The organism is Lacticaseibacillus suilingensis, assembly GCF_016861845.1.
Classification (GTDB): Bacteria; Bacillota; Bacilli; order Lactobacillales; family Lactobacillaceae; genus Lacticaseibacillus; species Lacticaseibacillus suilingensis.
This window is the reverse complement of record NZ_BOLV01000008.1, coordinates 20,611-40,580: the sequence shown is the minus strand read 5'-3', so window position 1 is coordinate 40,580 and position 19,970 is coordinate 20,611. Positions and strand designations below refer to the sequence as shown.

Below are 19,970 nucleotides of genomic sequence, written 5' to 3'. Positions count from 1 at the left end.
CCCGCTTTTGGTTGCAGTAAACTAGCAGCTACCCACTGAACAAGGAGGTCCAGTCCATGACCAAGCCTGATTACACCACGCTCCTGCCTGGTGCGCTGCTTGCCGCGACGGCTGGGAGCCTAGATAGTTACACCTTTTTGCATCAAGGCGCCGTGTTTGCCGGCTTGCAAACCGGCAACTTGATTTTGTTCGGCGTCCATGTTGGTGGCGGGCAGTGGGCTGAGGCCGCCCATTACGCCGGGGCGCTCCTGACCTTCATGCTAGGCACAGCGGTAGCGCGCGGCATTCAGCATCGCTATCCGAGCACTACCCGCTTGGATCGAGGGACCTTGATTTTGATTTATGAGCTGCTATTGATCAGTCTAGCTTTGCTGGTGACTCAGTTTGGGCCGAAGCCCGTGGTCACTTGGCTTTTAGCGGCGGCCGCAGCGGCGCAACTCCAAGAATTTCGCTCGCTACACGGCGCACCATTCACTTCGCTCATGATGACCGGAAATCTGCGCTTATTGGTTGAATCAGGCTACGACTGGCTGATCAAGCGCGACCGCCAAGCTCAGCGCCGCGCCACGGATATCCTGGTCATTTTACTCAGCTTTGCGGCCGGTGCCGCAGCCGTGCAGGGCCTGTCGTTCAGCCTCGGCCGCAGTGCCCTGGTTCTGGCTCCGGCGAGCTTAATGCTGGTCATCGCCACTGGCCACCGAAAAAAAGTTTGACCGCCCCCTTTTCAAACCGAAGCGAAGATGCTAAAGTAAGTCCAACATTAAAAAACGAAAAGAAAGTTCAGTAACCGGAGCTGCTCTGCCAGTGAATCGAGGCCAGTGGAAACTCGATCAGACCCCAACTGCGGCGAATAACCCTTTCTTATGTTGCTACCCCAAATGGCTGCGGCCAAAGTAGGCGTAGCCGTGACCGGCCCGTTATCATCCGGAAACGCATGTTAGTGCGTGTTGAGGTGGTCTATTTTAGATAGGCAACTTGGGTGGTACCGCGAAAAGTCTTTCGTCCCTTGCTTAAGGGGACGAAGGGCTTTTTTTGTTACCGTCCCTGCTGCCAGTTGTGATTTTCAAAAGGAGTGCTCAATATGACATTAATGATTCCAGACCACTATGATCCAAAACTCTCAGTTAAAGACACGGAAGCGGCCATTCGCTACATTCGGGAAACCTTCCAAGATGAATTCGGTCAGCAAATGGGCCTGCAGCGCATGTCGGCCCCGATGATGGTGGAACAAGCCACCGGCCTCAATGACAACCTGAATGGGGTGGAAAAGCCGGTCAGCTTCACCATGCAGGCCCTGCCTGGGGAGCAGCTCGAAATTGTGCACTCCTTGGCCAAATGGAAGCGCATGGCCCTTTACCGCTATGGCTTTAAGTTGCACGAAGGGCTCTACACCAACATGAACGCCATTCGCAAGGATGAAGACCTCGACAACTTCCACTCCATCTATGTCGATCAGTGGGACTGGGAAAAAATCATCACCAAAGAAGAACGTACGGAGGCGACCCTCAAAGCCACTGTCCGCCAAATTTTCAAGGTCATCAAGCACATGGAAGATGAAGTTTGGTACAAATATCCTCAGGCCGTTCATCATTTGCCGCAAAAAATTCACTTCCACACCACGCAAGAATTGGAAGACCGCTGGCCTGATAAGACCCCACAAGAGCGCGAAGCTTTGATTTGCCAAGAAGACGGTGCGGTTTTCTTAATGCAAATTGGTGGCCTGCTCAAATCCGGCCAGCGCCATGACGGCCGGGCCCCTGACTACGACGACTGGACCTTGAACGGTGATCTCTTGTTCTGGTATGAACCGCTGCACCATGTGATGGAACTGTCCAGCATGGGTATCCGGGTCGACGAGGCGGCCATGCGCCGGCAGCTCAAAGCCGCCCATGCTGAGGACCGGGCCCATCTGCCTTTCCATGAGCTGCTGCTAGCAGGCAAGCTGCCTTACACTATTGGCGGCGGCATCGGGCAATCCCGGCTGTGCATGCTGCTACTGGGCAAGGCGCATGTTGGCGAAGTGCAGGCCAGTGTTTGGCCGCAAGCCACGCTTGATGCCTGCCAAGCGGCTGGGATTCAGATTCTGTAATGGACCCCTGCTCTGGGCACACGAAAAGGCTGCTTCATGCCGAAGCAGCCTTTTTGCATGGTTGTATTTTTAAAACTTATTGTGGAATCAGCACTCGATCATACGTCAACAGCCGCGCCCGGAAGCCATCATGTTCGTCGAAATGCAAAGCGTTCACCGCTACATTTTGCGGCGCCGCTAATGCTTCCGGCGACAGATGCAAAGCTGCCGCCACCAAGGCGCGAATGGTCATGCCGTGGCTCACCGCCAGCACCGAAGCAGACGGCGCCGTGCGCTGCAGCATTGCGAGAAAATCCATGGCGCGAACGGTCAATTCGGCATAACTTTCGGCATGCGGCGCATGCTTGCTGAAGTTGGCATTGAACATGCCATGATAATCGAAGCTATCCGGGAATTGATGCCGGAACGGTTCCGGATCAAGCCCTTCCCAATCACCGAAGCCCATTTCCACCAGCCGCGGATCCTCATGCAACGGCGTCTGCTTGCCGGTCAGCAGTGCTGCCGTTTGCTTGGCCCGCGTCATCGTGCTGGTGTAAACCACATCGAACCGTTGCCAATCAAAAGCGCCTGCACATTGTTTGGCGTAGGCAATGCCCGCTTCAGACAGCGGGACATCATCGCCGTTCCCTGAGATGCGCTCCTGATGATTGGACACGCTGATGCTGTGACGCACAAGTACAAGTTCCATTAAGTCATCCCTCCATTTGTAAGCAGTTTCAGGATACCATACTTTGCTTGCACCGCGCCGGCTTAATCCTGGTCGGCCCCGGCTTTGGCGACGAGTTCTGGATGGGCGGCTTGAAAATCCTTCCAAGTCGCCATCGAAGTCGTGATGAACTTGTTAGTGTTTACGTCCAGCAGCGTGACCTTGGTTCGGCGCGTCAAAAACAGCGCAAATGCACCGGCACTAGCGACGGCAATGATCAGGAGCCACCACCAAGCGGTAAACAGCATGACAGCCAAATCAACAATGATAATGCCAGCCGTGAGTTGAAACGCCTTTTGCGTCTCGGCGCCGGCTTGCTGCGAATAATGATGTGTGGGGTCTAATGCGGTCATGTTACCCTCCTACTCTAAATACAATTCGCGAAGCGTCGTTAATTGCCGGTTTGACAAGGCCAACGCCTCACTCAAGTATTGCTGCATACTGCCGTAAGTCTCGTGAATCGCCGCTAGCGCCGCATCAAGATACTCCGGATACACCACCCAAATATCATGCATCCCCTGCAGCATGTTGGCATTACCGCCAGCCTGCTTGGCCTGAGCAATCACTTCCGCCACGGCCTGCGCCATGTACTGATTAGTCGCCAGGTAATCCTTGCGAATCGTGGCTTCATCCACACCCAGCGCTGAGAGCAAATACACCGCGCCCATCCCGGTCCGGTCTTTACCGGCAGTGCAATGGAATAAGAGCGCATCTTTGTCATTGGCCAACACCAAATCAAAAAACTGGCGGTAAGCCTTTTGAGCGGCATCACTTAACACAATATCGCGATACGTCCGCAGCATATTGTGATACCCCGCCTGGCCATCCAGCGCGAAAGCCTTTTGTTCTTCCGCCCATGACTTGGACACTTGGGTTTTATCTTCACTAAACACAGGATCGAACACGTAGCGGGCCGAACCGGGCAGGCGATCAGGTTTGGCGCTGCGCTCATCTTGCGTCCGAAAGTCGACATCCACGCGTACGCCGTATTGATGCAAAAAATCAATATCGCGTTGAGAAAGGCGATCCAAACTGCCGGAGCGAATCAGCCGGCGCGCCTGGATGCGTTTGCCATCGGTAGTCGGATAACCGCCTAAATCACGAAAATTATAGCCATGGTGAATATTCAGGAGCATCGGTTCCACTTGATCACTTCATTTCTATTGTTGTCTTAACATTGTAGCGCAGATTCGGGCAAAAGTCGTTAGCCGTCAGCCTGACTTGGTTGCGCTTACGCTTTAATTGCCAGCCGCTGGTTAGTGATGGCCATGGCTAGCAGCGCCGCTTGACCACCTCGACCAATCGCGATTGTCGCCGGCCTTGACTAGCCTCACGGCCTGGTCAAGGCTATAATGGACGTATTCCAATTTTCAGAAAGAGGCTAAGCCTTGACTGCAAAAACGCAAAATCCCATGCTGGTGGTTGCCATTGTGGCATTAATGTCGTTTCTCGGCATTTTAACCGAAACCGCCATGAATACGACTTTTCCTACCTTGATGGACGACTTCCACGTGTCACTCAGCACCGTGCAGTGGGTCACTTCCGGCTACCTACTGACGGCGGCGTTAATCATGCTCACTTCGGCTTATATGAAACGGCGTTTTACGAACCGGCAACTTTTCGTCTGGGGCGCGCTGCTTTTTTCCGTGGGGGACTTGCTGTGCGCCACGGCGGTGGTTTTTCCGCAAATGCTGCTCGGCCGTTTGATTCAAGCTGGCTGTGTCGGGTTGTGCACGCCCCTGATGGTCAATATCATCTTGGATGTCGTCCCCCGCGCCAAGCTCGGGGTGTACCTTGGCATCGCTAACTTAATCATCCTGATTGCTCCGGCCCTCGGTCCAACCTTTGGCGGTGCGCTGGCCGCAATGGGCAGCTGGCGCCTCATTTTCTGGATCACTTTGCCGCTGGCGTTGGTCCTCATGGTGCTTGGCCAAAGCCAAATCAAGCAATACACTAAGGCGCAGCCCTTGGCGTTTGACTGGAACCGCTTTGGGTTGCTCGCAACCGCTTTAATCGCCTTGGTAGTTGGGCTGACCGCTTTTGGAGATGGCCACTGGGCATTGGCGTTCGGCCTGCTAGCGCTGATGCTGGCGGCTGGCTGGGGGTTTTTACGGTTATCCCGCACCAGCACGCGCTACCTTTTCTCGCTGCGCGTGTTTCATGAACCAGCCTTTTTGTTCATTTTTTTACCTTATATCACGCTGCAATTTGCCAATGTCGGCCTGAACTTCCTGCTCCCCAATTATGTGCAAGACGTCTTTTCTGCGACCGCGCTGGTGGGTGGCCTGATTTTACTGCCCGGTAGCGTCTTTAACGGTATCGGCCAGCCAGTGTATGGCTGGATGCTGGACCGCTTCGGCGGCAAGCTACCGCTGCTGCTCGGTGCCAGCTTGTTCACGGCTTCAATTCTCGTCTTTGCCATCTTTGGCCCGGCGCTGGGTGTGGCTGGCGTCACTTGGGTGTACCTCGTCTTTGCTATTGGCCGGTCGATGGCCTTCAGTAATTCGGTTGCCTATGGCCTCAAAGGTCTGCCGAAAGATTTACAAAATGATGCCAATGCCTTGTACAACACCGGCCAGCAAGTCGCTGGCGCAGTCGGCACCACCGTCTTGTCGCTGATGATGACCATGATTAACCACCCCGGCTGGAGCAAGGCGCAGCAAGTCACCGCCGGCTCCAATGCCGCCTTTTGGCTCCTGGTCGCCCTAGGGTTGGTCGTGATTGGTTTGTTCTGGCGCTTGCTCAAACCACAAGCGGCTTAGTCATTTGCCTGCCACTGCGGTACACTGAAGAAAACGATGCCTGATCAGGGAGGATTCACCATGCATTTATTCACGATTGCTGTTGCCCCAACCATTACCGTACCTGCCGCCGCGACGTGGCCGATTAGCCAAGCGCCCACCGACTGGACGCAAATCGCAGCCACTGTTGGCTTAGCCGGTCCAGCCGGTATCCCTGCGTTCAAAACTGCTGCTGACTGGGCCGTAATTGAACAAGCCGCAACGGCTTACGAACAAACGCAACTTACCCCTTGGCTCGCGCGACTCTTAGAAGCTGCAGACGCGAATCAATTAGCCACCACCTGGGACTTTGGCGACGCTAAAGATCCCCTGCCGCGGCCGCTGGTGACGCAGTATTTCATGCAAAACGGTGTGCTCAAAGCGGCGTCTATCACCACCGCTTGGTTGCAGCAGCGGCCCCTGATTGCCCAGCTTGCCCAGGAATTCACACGGTTGTTTGAAGCCGGTGCTGATGTCACCGCTGTGTTGCCGACTTACCGCCATTATGAAGGCATGACCATGCGAGAGCTGGCCTGGCAAATGAGCATCGACATTGAAGACCTGGAACTGCCTGAAGCGCTCGCAACCAATGATCAGGCGGCGCTGAAGGCCGGCGCCGTCAAGTTTACCCAGCGCTACCCTGGCTTTGCCTTCACCATCTAAAGGAGGTGCCTTGTGATCTCAATCCGTCCCCTCGCCACCAAAGATTTTCCCCAAGTGGTCACCTTCGCCATTGAGGGCATGCACTTCGACCGTTATTTTCAAAATCCACTGGCTTTGCGCGCCTTTGGCTACTATTTCGTGGAACACGAATACGCCAATGCCACCCAGGCACTGGGCGCTTATGAGGATGGCCGGCTGGTGGGCGTGCTGTTCGCTAGTGAAACAGCGGCCCCAAAACCTCACGCCACCTGGCCGCGGCGTTTACTCGTAGCCAGCTATCAGCGCTTGATGCACGTTTTTGCCGGCCAAGGCACCCCTGCATATGATGCGGCCAATGCCGACATGCTGGCGGCTTTCACAGCCAAAAAGGCAGCCGATGGCGAAATTAGTTTGCTCGCCACCGACCCGATGCTGCAAGGCCGTGGTATTGGCAGTCAGCTGCTGGCGGCGTTCGCGCGAACCGCCAAGGGCAAACGCTACTTTCTCTATACCGACAGCGACTGCGTGTACCAGTTCTATGATCACCGCGGCTTTATCCGCGAACAAACGCGCCAGATTGAACTCACCCTGGGCGCCAAGCAATTTCCGCTGACCTGCATGCTTTATAGTCAAATCTTTTAGAGGCTGAGACAAAATGCGGTTTTAGCCCAGAATATAAGCCAAACGGTCTGTAAAACCTGAACTTAGGTTTTGCAGGCCGTTTGGCTTATACGGCTAGGGCGTCGCATTTTGGCTCGTACTGTTCCGGAATAGTCGTGTGCCTATCCTCGGCTCAAATTATGTCTCAATCACTTTCTTTTGCCCCACGCAAAAACGCCGGCCGCAGCCGACGTTTCGGTAATCTGATTATAAAGCTTTGGCAATCGCTGCATTGACTTGGTCTTTCTGGTCCTCGATCAAAGCCACCCGCGTTGCAATCACTTTGGTGTCCATCTGGATTTCGCGACCCAATCCTGGCACCTCAAGTTTCGGCTCGAAGAAGGCTTTGAATTCAGCCAAACGCTTAGCCGTATCGAAGCGACTGGCCACCACGGTGATGTAAGTGGTGAATTCCATGTCGCCACCGACCGTCTTGTTCAGCCAGTCCCATTCGTTGCGCAGCCAATCCCAGGCCAGTTGTTCACCTTGCGGGTTGGCCAACACGCCACGGAACCAGCTCCGCAGGTCTTGCGGTTTGATGGTATCGGCATCTTCAAAGTAGGTCACAATTTGCTTCAAAATTGCTTCGTCCTTGAAGGCTGGCGTTGCGTACATCAGCGCTTCTTTGACGCTTGGATCGGCCGTCTTCCGGTACTCGGCGATGAAATGGTCGAACAGCGCCTGACTAGGATGCTGCTTGGCTTCATTCTTCAAGACATAAGGCCGAGCATCAGCGGACATGGCGGCGATATCGGTACTGGTGTACAAAGCATGCGCATCAGCTTCGAAATCAGCATTATGGCCGAACGCCGCCCCATCCAGAATATATGGCCGGCCGATTTGGTCATCATTGGATTCGCCAGCCTTTGGCGTGAGGCCAAGACGTGCGTACTGGCCAGCAGACAACAGCTTGAAGAAGGCGCGCAGCTGCTTGTCTTCTTCGGAATCCGGTGTGGTGAATTTCTGCAGCCGGCCGGCGGTTTGCATCACCGCGGTAATGACGATGTTGCTGGTGTCGTCCTTGAAGGTCTTCAGCAGCGGCACAATATCGGCATAAGAAATCACACCTGCTTCAGCCTGGAGCCGCATGTCTTGCAGCAGCTGCAGCTTGGAAATGGCGTCGAAATCAGCCGCTTCGCTGAGCAGGTCAGCCATCAAGGTGTCATCGTACTTGACGATGAAGTGCGAGTTGTTGCCGACGTTCAGGCGGAAGGCTTTGCCTGCTTCAGCGCGCAAGGTCTTGTAGTCGCCCAAGGTCACCGTTTTTTCGCTCATAATCTGCGGGGCAGCGGCGTAGTTGCTTTCCAGCGGAATCTGCCACTGGCGGCCGACTTCCTTGCCTTCACCGATGAAGAACTGCTGCTGGCTGAGCTGCAACTGACCGTCAACGATTTTGGCGGTGACCAGTGGGTACCCAGGCTGCTCCAACCAAGACGTCATGATGGCGCCCACATCAATGCCAGAGGCCTCACCCAAGGCAGCCCAGAGATCGGCCCCTTTGGCGTTGCCGAACTTGTGGGCGTCAAAGTAAGCCTTCAAGCCCTTGCGCAAGTTGTCGTCGCCAATCAAGGCCCGGACCATCACCAACAGCCGTGAGCCTTTGGCGTACACAATCGCGCCGTCGAACACAGAGTCGATGTCAGCTGGATCTTCGACTGCAACATGGACCGACTGCACGCCATCCGTTGCATCCCGCTGCAAAGCAGCCGACGCTTCAGAAGTCTGGAACATTTCCCAAATGTGCCAATTGGGTTCCATGGCATCAACGCTGAGGTATTCCATCATGTTGGCAAAGGATTCATTGAGCCACAGGTCATCCCACCACTTCATGGTGACCAAATCACCGAACCACTGGTGCGCCAGTTCATGGGTGATAACCGTTGCGACGAGCTGCTTCATGCGCAAGGAAGTATTGTCAGGATCCAGCGTCAGGTACGCTTCCCGATAGGTGACTAAGCCCCAGTTTTCCATGGCGCCAGCCGAGAAGTCAGGCAAGGCCAACTGGTAGGAGTGTGGCAGCGGATAAGGGGTTTCGTAGAAGTCTTCGTAGAATTCAATCGCCCGCTTGGCAATATCCAAGGCAAAATCGAGTTCTTTTGGCTGGTGAGCTTTAGTAGCAAAGACGCCGATTTCCACACCGCTCTTGGTTTTGGTCAGTTTCTTTTGCATATCGCCAAACGCAAAGGCCACCAGGTAGGTGGACATGCGCATGGTGGTATCAAAATAGTGCACGCCAGCTTCAACTTTCACTTCTGGCATGTTGGCAATGACGGTTTCGCCGGGTTGTTCGTCGAACTTCAATGCGAGGCTGAAGGTCGCCTTTGCTTCTGGTTCATCAACGCCTGGGAAGGCTTGGCGCGCAGCAGTGGATTCGAATTGGGTCCCAATCAGGAGCTGCTTTTCGCCATTGATTTCATAATAGGAAGGATAAATGCCCATCATGGTGTCGGTCAGCGGCGCAGTGTAATCCAGCGTCAACGTCACCGCGCCGGCTTGCGGCAACGTGATGTTGACGGTTTCGGCCTGGTCATCCACCGTAAATGTCACGGTTTGGCCATCGGCTTGCACGCTACTGATCTTCAGGTACTTTTGGTTCAGCGCGATGTTGGCCGCTTTGGCCTCGCCTTGAATCGTGGTTTTCCCGGTGATGGTTTTGGTGCCTCGGTCAACATCAATGAACAAGTCATAGTGTGCTGGCTGGAAAGTTTCGTATAAGTGTTTTGCCATTATTTTCCCTCCAAAATTTTATAATGATCCCATTATATACCCTATCGCAGGCAAAAGGCCACCAAACCGGCAATCAGCCGCCGGGGTGACCTCAATCCTACCGCTTATGGTTCCGCCTGCCACGCCAGATATTTCACTGCGATCTGGCGGCGTACTGCGCTGACTCGCCGCGGGCTCATGTTCAGGCGAAGGGCGATTTCGCGATTTGATAGCTGTTCGCCATAGCGCAGGTCTAAGATGGTGCGTTCGCCGGGCGTCAAGCGCGCCGCCAGCGCGGTAAACGTCTCAGCCATCAATAAGCCGCTGAGACTAGACTCCTGCCGATCAGCGGTTATGGCGGCCGCTTGGTGCCATTGCTTGCCGGCCGTTTGCTCCAGCGCCTGGCGCCGCTGCCACTTCAGCCGGTGTTGCAACAAGCCCAGATAAACGATTTTGCCGGCCAGCCGGTTAAATTTTTGTACCGCGACTGGCTGATTCAAGGGTTCTTCATACTGCTGATAATACGCGAGGTACAGGAGCATCCCCTCCTGCCTCAAATCCTGATAGTCCGGCGTTTGCGGGCGCACGCCTAGCCTGCTCAAAGCATAGTAAACCACCCGCTGATGCTGCATGTAAAACGCAAATGCTGCTTGATTTGTCGCCACTGCGACCCCTTCTTGACGCCGCCTTGGCCCAGACAGCGAGGTGAATTTCATCACCGGTCATGATGGGGTCAGTGTAACGATGGGGTGCACAAATGAAAAAAGCGCATCAACCCCGCCGTAGCCGCGTGGTGACGCTCTTGAGCCCCGGTAAGGAATAGCTGCGGCTTGATTTCGCGCTCTTGGCGCCGCCCTCATGCGCATGAACGCGATTAAGCCGAAGGGGCGAGTCCTACCTTGATCACCACTAAGGCTAACTTGATGGCATCCTTGGTCACCGATGGCAGCACAATATCGGCACCTTGATCCCACATCCAGCCGGCAGTGGGCCCCGCCCGAAAATAAAAACTCGTCTGTGTTTCCGGTTGATACACCGTCAGCTTCCAGCTGGCCTCGGCCCCGCTCGCATCTTGAATTGCGCCGGCAATCAACTCCAACTGAGGAAACTGCGCTTGAACGGCTTCTGCGACTGCCGCGATTTGCGCTTGATACGTCATTCGTGTCACCTCATGGTCATTGTAGCAGAACATCGAACGTATGTTTGCTTTTGCAGTTTTAAATCCGTTGCTAGGATTCAAAAAGACGCCGATGACAACATCAGCGTCCCACCAATAAATTTAAATATGGCGCCGCTTAACCGCAGTGACAATCCTCAGACTGTGGGAAGTCCTTGCGGCACACCAGCAGTAAGTCCCCGGCTGAATCAGGCACCATCAAACCAGCGCTGGTGCGGCCTTGCAGTAAATAGCCGGTCGCGCCAGCTTGCGCAAGCGGCGCTAAGAATCGCTCGCTCACCTGGTCAGCAAAAGCGTCCAGTGCCTCTGCCTGCAGTGAGCAGGCCAGCTGCTCAGCTACCGGCGGCTCGCCTTGGATGCGGTAGGCCAAAATGCTGTTCATGCCGATGCGCGCCATGTCAAAGAAATCCTGCAAGCGGCTGGCATCAATCACCCGCACCACTTGTTGCGGGGCAGTAGGGACAGCCGCCACCCTAGCGGTAATCGTTGCTGTATCTGGCATCATGAAGCCTTCTTTCTGTGTCATCGGTTCCAAAGCTAATATAGCACAACCCCAGAGCGTCAGGCTTGATCAAATTGACTATTATACAGCTGAGTGTACGCCCCATTTTGAGCCAAGAGCTGTTCATGCGTGCCGCGCTCAATCACGCGGCCGCCATCAATCACCAGAATTTGGTCTGCATGCTGGATAGTGGACAGCCGGTGGGCAATGACAAAACTAGTTTTGTCCTGCATCAACGCCGTCATCGCGTGCTGGACATCGGCTTCCGTATTGGAATCAATCGACGCCGTGGCTTCATCCAGCACCAACACCGGCGCCTTGGCGATAAAGGCCCGCGCAATGCTGAGTAGCTGCCGCTGACCTTGCGAGAGGTTGTGCGCATTTTCGGTCAGCACCGTGTCATAGCCTGCTGGCAGCTGGCGAATGAAGCCATCGGCGTGGGCATTTTGCGCCGCTTCAACCACCTCAGCGTCACTGGCAGTGGCGCGGCCGAGGCGAATGTTTTCCTTGATCGACAGAGAAAACATGAACGGCTCTTGCTGGACCACCGTGATCAACCGGCGCAAATCGGCGCGGCGGATCGCCGCCACATCTTGCCCGTCTAACAGCACCCGGCCGTGCTTTAGCGGGTACAAATTGGTGAGCAAATTCATGATGGTGGTTTTACCTGCCCCGGTTTCACCTACCAGCGCCACCATTTGCCCGGCCTTGGCGGTTAGATTGATATCATGCAAAATTGGCCGCGTATCATAGGCAAAATCCACATGGTCAAACGTGACATTGCCTTGGGTGGTGGTTACCGCCACCGCATCTGCTCGATCCTGTTCCCGCGGGGCATCAATCACTTCAAAAATGCGCTCGGCGGAAGCCAACGACAGCTGCAAGGTGTTCACCAGATCCAAAATATTATTGATCGGCCCGGTGAAATTCCGCAGATAAATCAGAAACGTGAAAATCACCCCGACGGTAATGCCGCCGCGCCCGGCCAGAATGGACCAAGCGCCGACAAAGGTGATCAGAAGATAAGCCACGTTATTGGTGGCATTGTTGATGGGGCCAAGAATGCTACTGAAAGCCTGCGCGCGAAAGGCCGCGTTGGTGTAGGTTTCATTTGTGGCATCGAACTTCGCGAGAGTCGCCGCCTGGTGGTCAAACAGTTGCACCACCTGCTTACCAGACACATTTTCTTCAATCTGACTGTTGAGCTCCCCGAGCGCCTGCTGTTGAGTCACAAACGCCTGCTGGGTGACTTTGGCCACCGCGCGGGTGACCAAGTAAGTCACCCCAGAGCTCAAAAGCGCAATCAGCGTCAGCAGCGGCGAGAGAATCAGCATCGCCGCCCCCATCCCAATCACCGAGATAATCCCAGTGAACAGCTGAACAAAAGTCTGCATCATGGCGGTATTAATGTTGTCCACATCATTGGTCAGCCGGCTCATCACATCCCCATTGTCATGGGTGTCAAAATACCGCATTGGCAGCCGCTGCAGATTGGCAAAAATGTCATGGCGAATGCGGGCCGATGCCTGCTGCGCGACTTTGATAATGACGGCATTTTGAAAATACGTGAACACGCTACTCAGCGCATACATGCCGGCTAACAGTCCGCAAATAATAAACAGTAACGGCAACTTGGCCCGGGTGAGAAACTGGTCAATCACCACCCCATTGACCCGGTTACCAATAATCGTCGCCGCGGTGGTAAACACCGTCAGGCCGAACACCACCAGCAGGCGGCCCTTGGCAAACCCCAAGTAACCCAAAATCCGGCGGGTCGTTTGTCGCCAGTTCGTCAGTTGCACTTTTTCTTGATGCAGGCGCCTTGGCCCGCGGCGATTAATCATCATAGCGCCCGCCTCCTAACTGCGTCTGCACCAGCTGAGCATAAAACGGTGACTGCTTGATCAAGGCATCGTGCGAACCGGCAGCCGTAATGCGCCCTTCTTCGAGCACGAGGATTTCATCGCAGTGCATGATGTTGGTCACTCGCTGGGAAATAATCACCGTCGTGCGCTGGCGCCGCGTCTTAGTGAGCTGCGCCTGAATTGCGGCGTTGGTGGTTTGATCCACCGCGCTGGTCGCATCATCCAGCACCAAAATATCGGCATCTGGCACCGCCGCGCGGGCGATGTTTAGCCGCTGCCGCTGACCGCCAGAAAAATTCTTCCCGCTTTGCTCGACCGGCGCCTCATATTGCGCCGGCAGCGGGTCAATAAAGCTCGTGGCAGCCGCTACCGTTGCGCCAGCCGTGAGCTGTGCCTGATCAGCCTCAGGCGCCCCAAATCGCAAATTAGAGGCAATGGTGCCGGAAAAGAGCATCGCCTCTTGCGTCGCCACCGTGACTTTGTGATGGAGTGCCGCCAAGTCGAGGTGCTGAATATCTACCCCGCCGACTTCGATGACGCCTTGATAATCATCAAAGGCGCGGGTCAACAGGTTGATCACCGACGACTTACCGCTGCCGGTGGTGCCAATGATGCCTAACCACTGACCGGCTGGCACGGTGAACGTGATATCGTCCAAAATCGGCCGACTTTGTTGATAGCCAAAAGTCACATGGTCAAACGTAATTGCGCTACCTGAAGGTGCATTGCCAGCTGTGCCCACTGGTACTTCACCGGTGGCTTCGGCAAGCACCGCCTGCACCCGGGCCGCCGAGGTAATGGCGCGGGAAAAAGCGGTGATGATGTTGACGGTCATCACCATCGCGTTGGTGATTTGAATCATGTAATTCACAAACGCGATGATTTGCCCATCCAAAATCACGCCATTAACGTCGAGTTGGCCGCCGTAAGCCAGCGCCACCACCACGCCTAGGTTCAGCGCCAGTTGGATGATTGGACTGAGTGGTACCGTGGCCAGCGAGGCGCGAATACTGCTATCCAGCAAGTCCGCATTGGCTTGGTTGAACTGCGTCAGCTGGTGGTCTTCCAGCGTATACGCCTTAATGGTTTTTGCCCCTTGCAAATTCTCTCGCATCACGCGGTTCATGCCATCGACTTGCTGCTGCATGTGAGTGTACAGGGGAATACTGTGCTTCATTACGACTAGGATGAACACCGCCAAAAGCGGCATGATGATCAGCAAAATCGGCGCCAGGCGCGGCGACACAATCACAGCCATCACCATCCCGCCCAGCATCAGCATCGGCGCGCGCACCATCCCGCGCGTCACCATCATCACCAGATTTTGCATTTGGGTCACGTCATTGGTAATCCGCGTGATCAAAGTTGCCGGAGTCAGCCCGCCAGCTGCTCGGCTATTGAGCGCCACCGTCAGCATGTGACTGCGCAGCTTCTGCCCCATGTGCAGCGAAGCATAGTTGCCCAAAATACCGGCGGCACTGCCGGCAGCGACGCCAATCAAGGCAAACATCAGCATCAAAAGCGAGGTGCGGATGACAAAATTCAGGTCGCCTTTAGCCAGCCCGTGATCGATAATGTCGGACATTAAAGTCGGTTGCTGCAGATCCGAAAATACTTCGACCAGCATCACCGCCGGCGCCAGAAAGAAGCACCAGCGCGCTCGTCCATGCATATGCGCCATCAATAATTTGAACACACCAACACCTCCGCAAAAAAAGCGCCACTGATCCCGCAGCCTAGTAAGGACTAAGGAATCCGTGGCGCGTTATGAAAAACTCATTAAAATCATGTTAGCGCTAATCATTGCGATGTCAACTCATTTGACCCTCCGCAGCGACAGATTCCAGTTGGCAAACGTCAGGCAACTTGCTATAATACTAATGTTGTCGCCGCAATGGCGGAATTGGCAGACGCGCAGTGTTCAGGTCGCTGTATGGTTATCCATGTGCAGGTTCGACTCCTGTTTGCGGCAGCAGATAAGCCCCTCACTAACTTAGGTTGGTGAGGGGCTTTTTTTGTTGGCTGCGAAGATAGGCCGGTTTTAGCGCGGAACGCGTACAGGCTGACATACGTTAGAAAGGCTAACCGTCCCCTAAGTGCGGCGATCTTCGCAGCCTGCTCTAGTTGCGCTCCGACCGCCAACGCCGGACTGATTAGCTACGCACCAGACCTCACCGCCAAAGAACGGCGGCAATGCCTGGTGCTAGGCTAATCATCCGGCTAAGTACGGCGGTCTTCGCAGCCTGCTAAAAAGCCCGCGCAATTGCGCGGGCCTGAGCATCCAGAGGGGACCAGATGCGATTAGATTTGGCCTTGTTCGTGCAGCTCCTTCTTGTAGCGAGCTTCTTCTTCTTCGTTGCAGTAAACGAAGTGGCCGGGTTTGATTTCGACAAACTTTGGCTTGTCGGTTTCATAGTGGTGCATGTTCGGATCATAAACATATGACTTGCGCGTCTTCGCCAGCTGCGGATCAGGTACCGGCACCGCAGATAGTAGCGCTTCGGTGTATGGGTGGATGGGGTTGGTGAAGAGCTCTTCCGTTTCTGCCAATTCCAAAATCCGGCCAGCGCGGATAACCGCGATCCGATCAGAAATGAAGCGCACAACCGACAAGTCATGGGCAATGAACAAGTAAGTAACGCCTTGTTCACGCTGGAACTTCTTCAACAGGTTCAGCACCTGAGCGCGAATCGATACGTCCAAAGCCGAAATCGGTTCGTCCGCTACCACCAGATCAGGTTCCATGATCAGCGCCCGGGCAATCCCGATTCGCTGCCGCTGGCCACCAGAGAATTCATGGGGATAACGGTAGAGCTGTTCTGGTAGCAGGCCGACTTCTTCCAGCATGGTGCGGACTTTTTTGATGCGGTCCTCTTCGGAGTCGAACAAGCCGTAGTTGTACAAGCCTTCAGAAATGATGTAGTCAACGGTGGCCCGATCGTTCAAGGAAGCAGACGGGTCCTGGAAAATCATCTGAATTTTGCGTTCGATTTCGTGCTTGCGCTTTTCAGAGATTTTACCGTTAATTTGTTGGCCTTCAAAGGTAATCGTCCCATTGGAGGTGGAGTTAATACCTAAAATGGCCCGGCCAATGGTGGTTTTACCGGAACCGGATTCACCAACCAACGAGAACGTTTCGCCTTTAAAAATGTCGAAGTTGACATCTTGCACGGCGACAAACTTATCTTTGCCGGCGCCAAAAGAAATTTCAAGATCCTTCAGAGAGAGTAGGACGTCTTTCTTATTCTCCATCGCTGTCTTTCCCTCCCAAATCTAGATTTTCCAAGTGTGACGCACTCATGACCTCAGACATCCGCTCATGCAGATTCTGAATTAGCTCCGGCTTTTCAGTCTTCGGGGCGCGCGGGTCAAGCAGCCACGTCTTGGCATAGTGGGTATCTGTGACTTTGAAAAATGGCGGTTCAGCCTTGAAATCGACCTTCATTGCCCACGGATCCCGTGGGGCGAAGGCATCCCCCACAATATCTTTATACAAAGATGGCGGGGTGCCAGGAATGGAGTAGAGTTGGCCGCCGCGCTGCGCCAGTTGTGGCAGCGAAGACAGTAAGCTCCATGTATACGGGTGCTTTGGATCGTAGAAGATCTCATCGCAAGTCCCGTATTCGATAATACGCCCAGAGTACATCACAGCAATGCGGTCAGCAATCGAAGCCACCACCCCTAAGTCATGGGTGATGAAAATAACCGTAAAGCCGTATTCTTTTTGCAGATCCTTGATCAGATCCAAGATTTGCGCCTGAATGGTCACATCCAGCGCCGTGGTTGGTTCGTCGCAAATCAGGATGTTCGGCCGGCAAGCCAGCGCCACCGCGATGACGATCCGCTGCCGCATACCGCCTGAATATTCGAAAGGATATTCGTTGTAACGGTCTGCTGCATTCGGAATGCCGGTGCGGTTCATCAAGTCGATGGCCAATTTCTTAGCTTCCGCCTTGCTCTTGTGCTGGTGCTTAACGATAACTTCGGCAATCTGCGAACCAATCGTCCGAATCGGATCCAGAGAAGTCATTGGGTCCTGGAAAATCGTGGCGATTTCGTTCCCCCGAATACCTTCCCACTGCTTGTCTTTCTTCAGTTCTTCGAGGTGTTTGCCGTTGTAGACAATGGTCCCACCGGCAATTTCCCCGTTTTCTTCCAGCATCCCGGTAAACGTCTTGGTCAAAACCGACTTGCCCGAGCCGGATTCACCAACGATTGCCAAGACTTCGCCTTCATAAAGATCCATTGAAACATGATGAATCGCCTTCAGCACCTGCCCACGAACGTGGAAGTGCACAGAGAGGTCATCAACTTCTAGAATTTTTTTACGTTCTTCACTCATCGTTGTTCCCCCTCTTTACATATGAGTTCTTGGATCTGACGCATCAGCAAGGCGCTGGCCAACCAGGTACAAGGAAACCGCGATCAAAGCCAGCACTAACACTGGCAGCCAGAACAGGTATGGATAGCTGACAATGTATGGTGCGTAAGTTTGAATCAACCGACCCAAGGATGGCACCGAGGCATTCAGCCCGACACCCAAGAAGGACAGGAACACTTCATACGAAATGAAGGAAGGCAAGGACAGCGAAATCTGCGTCACAATGACGGAGGTCAGATAAGGCATGATGTTGCGAATGACCATGCGGCCCAGCCCTGTCCCCAGGGTCTTAGAGGCAATGTTGTATTCGCGGTCACGCATAATCATGACCTGAACGCGGATGAAGTAGGCAGTGCCTAGCCAGCCGGTAACCGTCATGGCGAAAATCAAGTTCCAGAACCCATTCCCGAAGGAGTAGGACAGAACAATGATAATCAGCAGTTGTGGCACGTTGGAAATCACGTTGTAGACTTCCAGCATGAACCGGTCAATGCCCTTGGAAGTGCCCCAAATGGCACCAACGGCCACCCCAATCACCGTGGTGATCAAGGTCGCAATCACGGAAATTGAAATCGAGGTTTTGGCCCCGGCCCAGATGGCATCGAACAGTGATTTCCCATCACCGTCAGTCCCGAACCAATACTTGGCATTAGGCCAGTTGTACCTGGCGCCAAAGTCGTTGATGTTCGCCACATCGTTCAAGTTATATCCGGAAAACAGTGGCTGAATGAAGGACATCAGCAGGATCGCTAACATCAAGAACAACAGGAAAATAGTCATTTTGCTGGAGAAAAACGCGCGGCCAACAGAACCCCAGTAGGAGTACTTTTCGGTATCGAGTTTTTCCGAGGCCATTTCATCGATCTTCACCGCAGTAAAGTCGGAATCTAAAATTTCTGGTTGGTTTTGTGTGCTTTCAGCCATTCTTTATTCCTCCCCCTTCGATGAATCGGATGACGACAACTTGATCCGTGGATCCACAATGACCATCAACAAGTCCCCAAGCAGGACAGATAGCACCGCCACGGTGGTAAAGATGAAGACCAGCGCAATCACAATCGAGTTGTTATGAGCAATGATGGAATCAGGCAACATCTTCCCCATCCCTGGCATGGCGAAGACTTCTTCAGTCATCGTCGCGCCACCGATCAGGCCGATGATGCTCCCAGGAATCCCTTGCACAATCGGAATTGAAGCATTCTTAAAGATATGCTTGGAGTAAATTTCACCTTCGTTGAGCCCTTTGGCCTTGGCAAATTTCACGTAATCAGACTTTTGCTGATCAATCATGAACCGCCGGAACCAAATGATCAACCCAGACACCTGCAGCAACCCTAAGATCACCGCTGGCAAAACCCAAGAAGACGCAACACTAGCGCCCAGGGTTGGGAAGGAGTCTGGCAGGCCAAACAAGGCTGAGCCAAGATAACGGAAGGTGTAGATGAACGCCAAACTTGGAACGGCAATCAACAGCGTCACCACGAAGGTCCCACCACGGTCGAACCACTTGCCCTTTTTCCGGGCCATCAAAATTGCGACTGGAATTGAAACGACGTAGGAAATGACCAACGCAATCAAACCGGCGCGGAAAGAGGTCCCAATCATGGAAGGATCGCGCAAGTTTTGCTCGGTATCCGAGTAGTCATCACCGAACTGCTCACTGGCGGTGTCGCTCTTGCTGGTGCGGTACTGATATTGCCGGGTGTAAACATCAGAGGCGGTGTTCAGCGTCTGGCCGTTCTTAAACTTCTTTTGCACCGTCACGGTCGGGCCTTGACGCCCGCCAATGACGTCCATGACAGATTCACCCGCATAAGTTGGGTACGAGGTCCCTAAGTTCAAGTGAATAAAGTTCTGATGAATGAATGGGAAGCTACCATTGAAGTAAATCTGATAACGGTACTTGGTGCCTGAACCAACCAAGGCCCAGCCCACGGTCGGATCGTTTTCGATCTTCAGGTAGCGTGCTAAGTGCGGATTATTCTTGTCATGAATTGCCCATGGCGTGTCAATCTGGAACATGTTGCCATAGAAGCGGCCTAACCGTTCCCACAAGGGCAATTCCCGAATGGCATAGTAATCTTTGCTTTGCTTGTAGCGTTTTAGTTCAAAATTGTTTTTCTTGGCCCATTTTTCGAACTGGGCTTTATTAGAGGCAGTATGGGCGGCTGTCACCGTCACTTTGGGATTATCTTTTTCGACGTCCTTGATCAGCGCTTTGGTGTCAAGATAGTCAAGATAGTTCATTTTTTCGAACGCATTATTCTTGTAGTCGGTCAACTTGTCTGGTGTCGCAGCCAGTTTCTGAATCATCAGGTCGCTTTTGAAGACGTCTCGTCGTGGAATCATCGAGTAGATCACGATGTAAGTCAACGTGGTAACCAAGAAGATACTCAGAATCGACCGAAGTACGCGAAAGAACAGGTACTTCTTCATGTTGCGGTTCCCCCTCTATGCTCAAT

At 53.9% G+C, this 19,970-nt stretch carries 18 protein-coding genes and 1 tRNA gene; 6 read left to right on the top strand and 13 right to left on the bottom strand.

Annotated elements, in window-relative coordinates; translation table 11 throughout:
- Window positions 1–56 precede the first annotated feature (56 nt).
- Together JUF11_RS06110 and asnA are read left to right on the top strand one after the other, a co-directional pair.
- A complete protein-coding gene (locus JUF11_RS06110) occupies window positions 57–713 on the top strand; it encodes a YoaK family protein (protein WP_204118808.1) in 657 nt (218 codons plus the stop codon).
- 368 nt (window positions 714–1,081) lie between these two features.
- On the top strand, window positions 1,082–2,089 hold the full coding sequence (gene asnA, locus JUF11_RS06105) for an aspartate--ammonia ligase (protein ID WP_204118807.1): 1,008 nt from the start codon (window positions 1,082–1,084) through the stop codon (window positions 2,087–2,089).
- A gap of 76 nt (window positions 2,090–2,165) precedes the next feature.
- Here asnA and JUF11_RS06100 read toward each other — a convergent pair whose 3' ends face one another.
- The 3 genes from JUF11_RS06100 to JUF11_RS06090 all read right to left on the bottom strand — a co-directional run bounded on the left by JUF11_RS06100 (window position 2,166) and on the right by JUF11_RS06090 (window position 3,940).
- The gene (locus tag JUF11_RS06100) at window positions 2,166–2,777 is read right to left on the bottom strand and encodes a histidine phosphatase family protein (RefSeq protein WP_204118806.1); all 612 of its coding nucleotides are present in this window, start codon (window positions 2,775–2,777) and stop codon (window positions 2,166–2,168) included.
- Between the two features lie 62 nt (window positions 2,778–2,839).
- Window positions 2,840–3,148 (bottom strand): hypothetical protein, encoded by a 309-nt coding sequence (locus JUF11_RS06095; RefSeq protein ID WP_204118805.1) that lies wholly within the window; start codon window positions 3,146–3,148, stop codon window positions 2,840–2,842.
- Window positions 3,149–3,157: 9 nt separating this feature from the next.
- Window positions 3,158–3,940, bottom strand: a complete 783-nt coding sequence (locus JUF11_RS06090; RefSeq protein WP_204118804.1) for a tyrosine-protein phosphatase — start codon at window positions 3,938–3,940, stop codon at window positions 3,158–3,160.
- 267 nt (window positions 3,941–4,207) lie between these two features.
- On the opposite strand from JUF11_RS06090, the gene JUF11_RS06085 reads away from it, so the two are divergent.
- The 3 genes from JUF11_RS06085 to JUF11_RS06075 are packed head-to-tail and all read left to right on the top strand — an operon-like array spanning window position 4,208 to window position 6,859.
- A complete protein-coding gene (locus JUF11_RS06085; RefSeq protein WP_204118867.1) occupies window positions 4,208–5,557 on the top strand; it encodes an MFS transporter in 1,350 nt (449 codons plus the stop codon).
- Window positions 5,558–5,617: 60 nt separating this feature from the next.
- A complete protein-coding gene (locus tag JUF11_RS06080; RefSeq protein ID WP_204118803.1) occupies window positions 5,618–6,238 on the top strand; it encodes a hypothetical protein in 621 nt (206 codons plus the stop codon).
- 12 nt (window positions 6,239–6,250) lie between these two features.
- Window positions 6,251–6,859: a GNAT family N-acetyltransferase gene (locus JUF11_RS06075; RefSeq protein WP_204118802.1), complete on the top strand. Its 609-nt coding sequence runs from the start codon at window positions 6,251–6,253 to the stop codon at window positions 6,857–6,859.
- Window positions 6,860–7,084: 225 nt separating this feature from the next.
- On the opposite strand, the gene JUF11_RS06070 is transcribed toward JUF11_RS06075, so the two are convergent.
- The 6 genes from JUF11_RS06070 to JUF11_RS06045 form a co-directional block, all read right to left on the bottom strand.
- The gene (locus JUF11_RS06070; RefSeq protein ID WP_204118801.1) at window positions 7,085–9,604 is read right to left on the bottom strand and encodes a M1 family metallopeptidase; all 2,520 of its coding nucleotides are present in this window, start codon (window positions 9,602–9,604) and stop codon (window positions 7,085–7,087) included.
- 104 nt (window positions 9,605–9,708) lie between these two features.
- Complete coding sequence (locus JUF11_RS06065; protein ID WP_204118800.1) at window positions 9,709–10,248, bottom strand: RNA polymerase sigma factor; 540 nt, start codon at window positions 10,246–10,248, stop codon at window positions 9,709–9,711.
- A gap of 209 nt (window positions 10,249–10,457) precedes the next feature.
- Window positions 10,458–10,742 (bottom strand): hypothetical protein, encoded by a 285-nt coding sequence (locus JUF11_RS06060; RefSeq protein ID WP_204118799.1) that lies wholly within the window; start codon window positions 10,740–10,742, stop codon window positions 10,458–10,460.
- Between the two features lie 136 nt (window positions 10,743–10,878).
- The gene (locus tag JUF11_RS06055; RefSeq protein WP_204118798.1) at window positions 10,879–11,262 is read right to left on the bottom strand and encodes a hypothetical protein; all 384 of its coding nucleotides are present in this window, start codon (window positions 11,260–11,262) and stop codon (window positions 10,879–10,881) included.
- Window positions 11,263–11,321: 59 nt separating this feature from the next.
- Window positions 11,322–13,106 carry an ABC transporter ATP-binding protein gene (locus JUF11_RS06050; protein ID WP_204118866.1) on the bottom strand — a complete coding sequence of 595 codons (1,785 nt, stop codon included), beginning with the start codon at window positions 13,104–13,106 and terminating at the stop codon, window positions 11,322–11,324.
- Complete coding sequence (locus tag JUF11_RS06045) at window positions 13,099–14,823, bottom strand: ABC transporter ATP-binding protein (RefSeq protein WP_204118797.1); 1,725 nt, start codon at window positions 14,821–14,823, stop codon at window positions 13,099–13,101. The genes JUF11_RS06050 and JUF11_RS06045 overlap by 8 nt, the downstream gene beginning before the upstream one ends.
- A 192-nt stretch (window positions 14,824–15,015) precedes the next feature.
- Here JUF11_RS06045 and JUF11_RS06040 point away from each other — a divergent pair.
- Window positions 15,016–15,099 (top strand) — tRNA-Leu (locus tag JUF11_RS06040).
- 329 nt (window positions 15,100–15,428) lie between these two features.
- Here the strand turns inward: JUF11_RS06040 and JUF11_RS06035 are convergent.
- Genes JUF11_RS06035 through JUF11_RS06020 form a run of 4 tightly spaced genes read right to left on the bottom strand, consistent with a single transcriptional unit; the run spans window position 15,429 to window position 19,944 of the window.
- Window positions 15,429–16,379, bottom strand: a complete 951-nt coding sequence (locus JUF11_RS06035; protein WP_125581293.1) for an ATP-binding cassette domain-containing protein — start codon at window positions 16,377–16,379, stop codon at window positions 15,429–15,431.
- Window positions 16,369–17,469: an ABC transporter ATP-binding protein gene (locus JUF11_RS06030; RefSeq protein ID WP_125581295.1), complete on the bottom strand. Its 1,101-nt coding sequence runs from the start codon at window positions 17,467–17,469 to the stop codon at window positions 16,369–16,371. The genes JUF11_RS06035 and JUF11_RS06030 overlap by 11 nt, the downstream gene beginning before the upstream one ends.
- Before the next feature lie 15 nt (window positions 17,470–17,484).
- Window positions 17,485–18,432 carry an oligopeptide ABC transporter permease OppC gene (gene oppC / locus JUF11_RS06025; RefSeq protein ID WP_125581297.1) on the bottom strand — a complete coding sequence of 316 codons (948 nt, stop codon included), beginning with the start codon at window positions 18,430–18,432 and terminating at the stop codon, window positions 17,485–17,487.
- Between the two features lie 3 nt (window positions 18,433–18,435).
- Entirely contained in the window at window positions 18,436–19,944 is a 1,509-nt protein-coding gene (locus JUF11_RS06020; RefSeq protein WP_204118796.1) for an ABC transporter permease, read from the bottom strand.
- Window positions 19,945–19,970 lie beyond the last annotated feature (26 nt).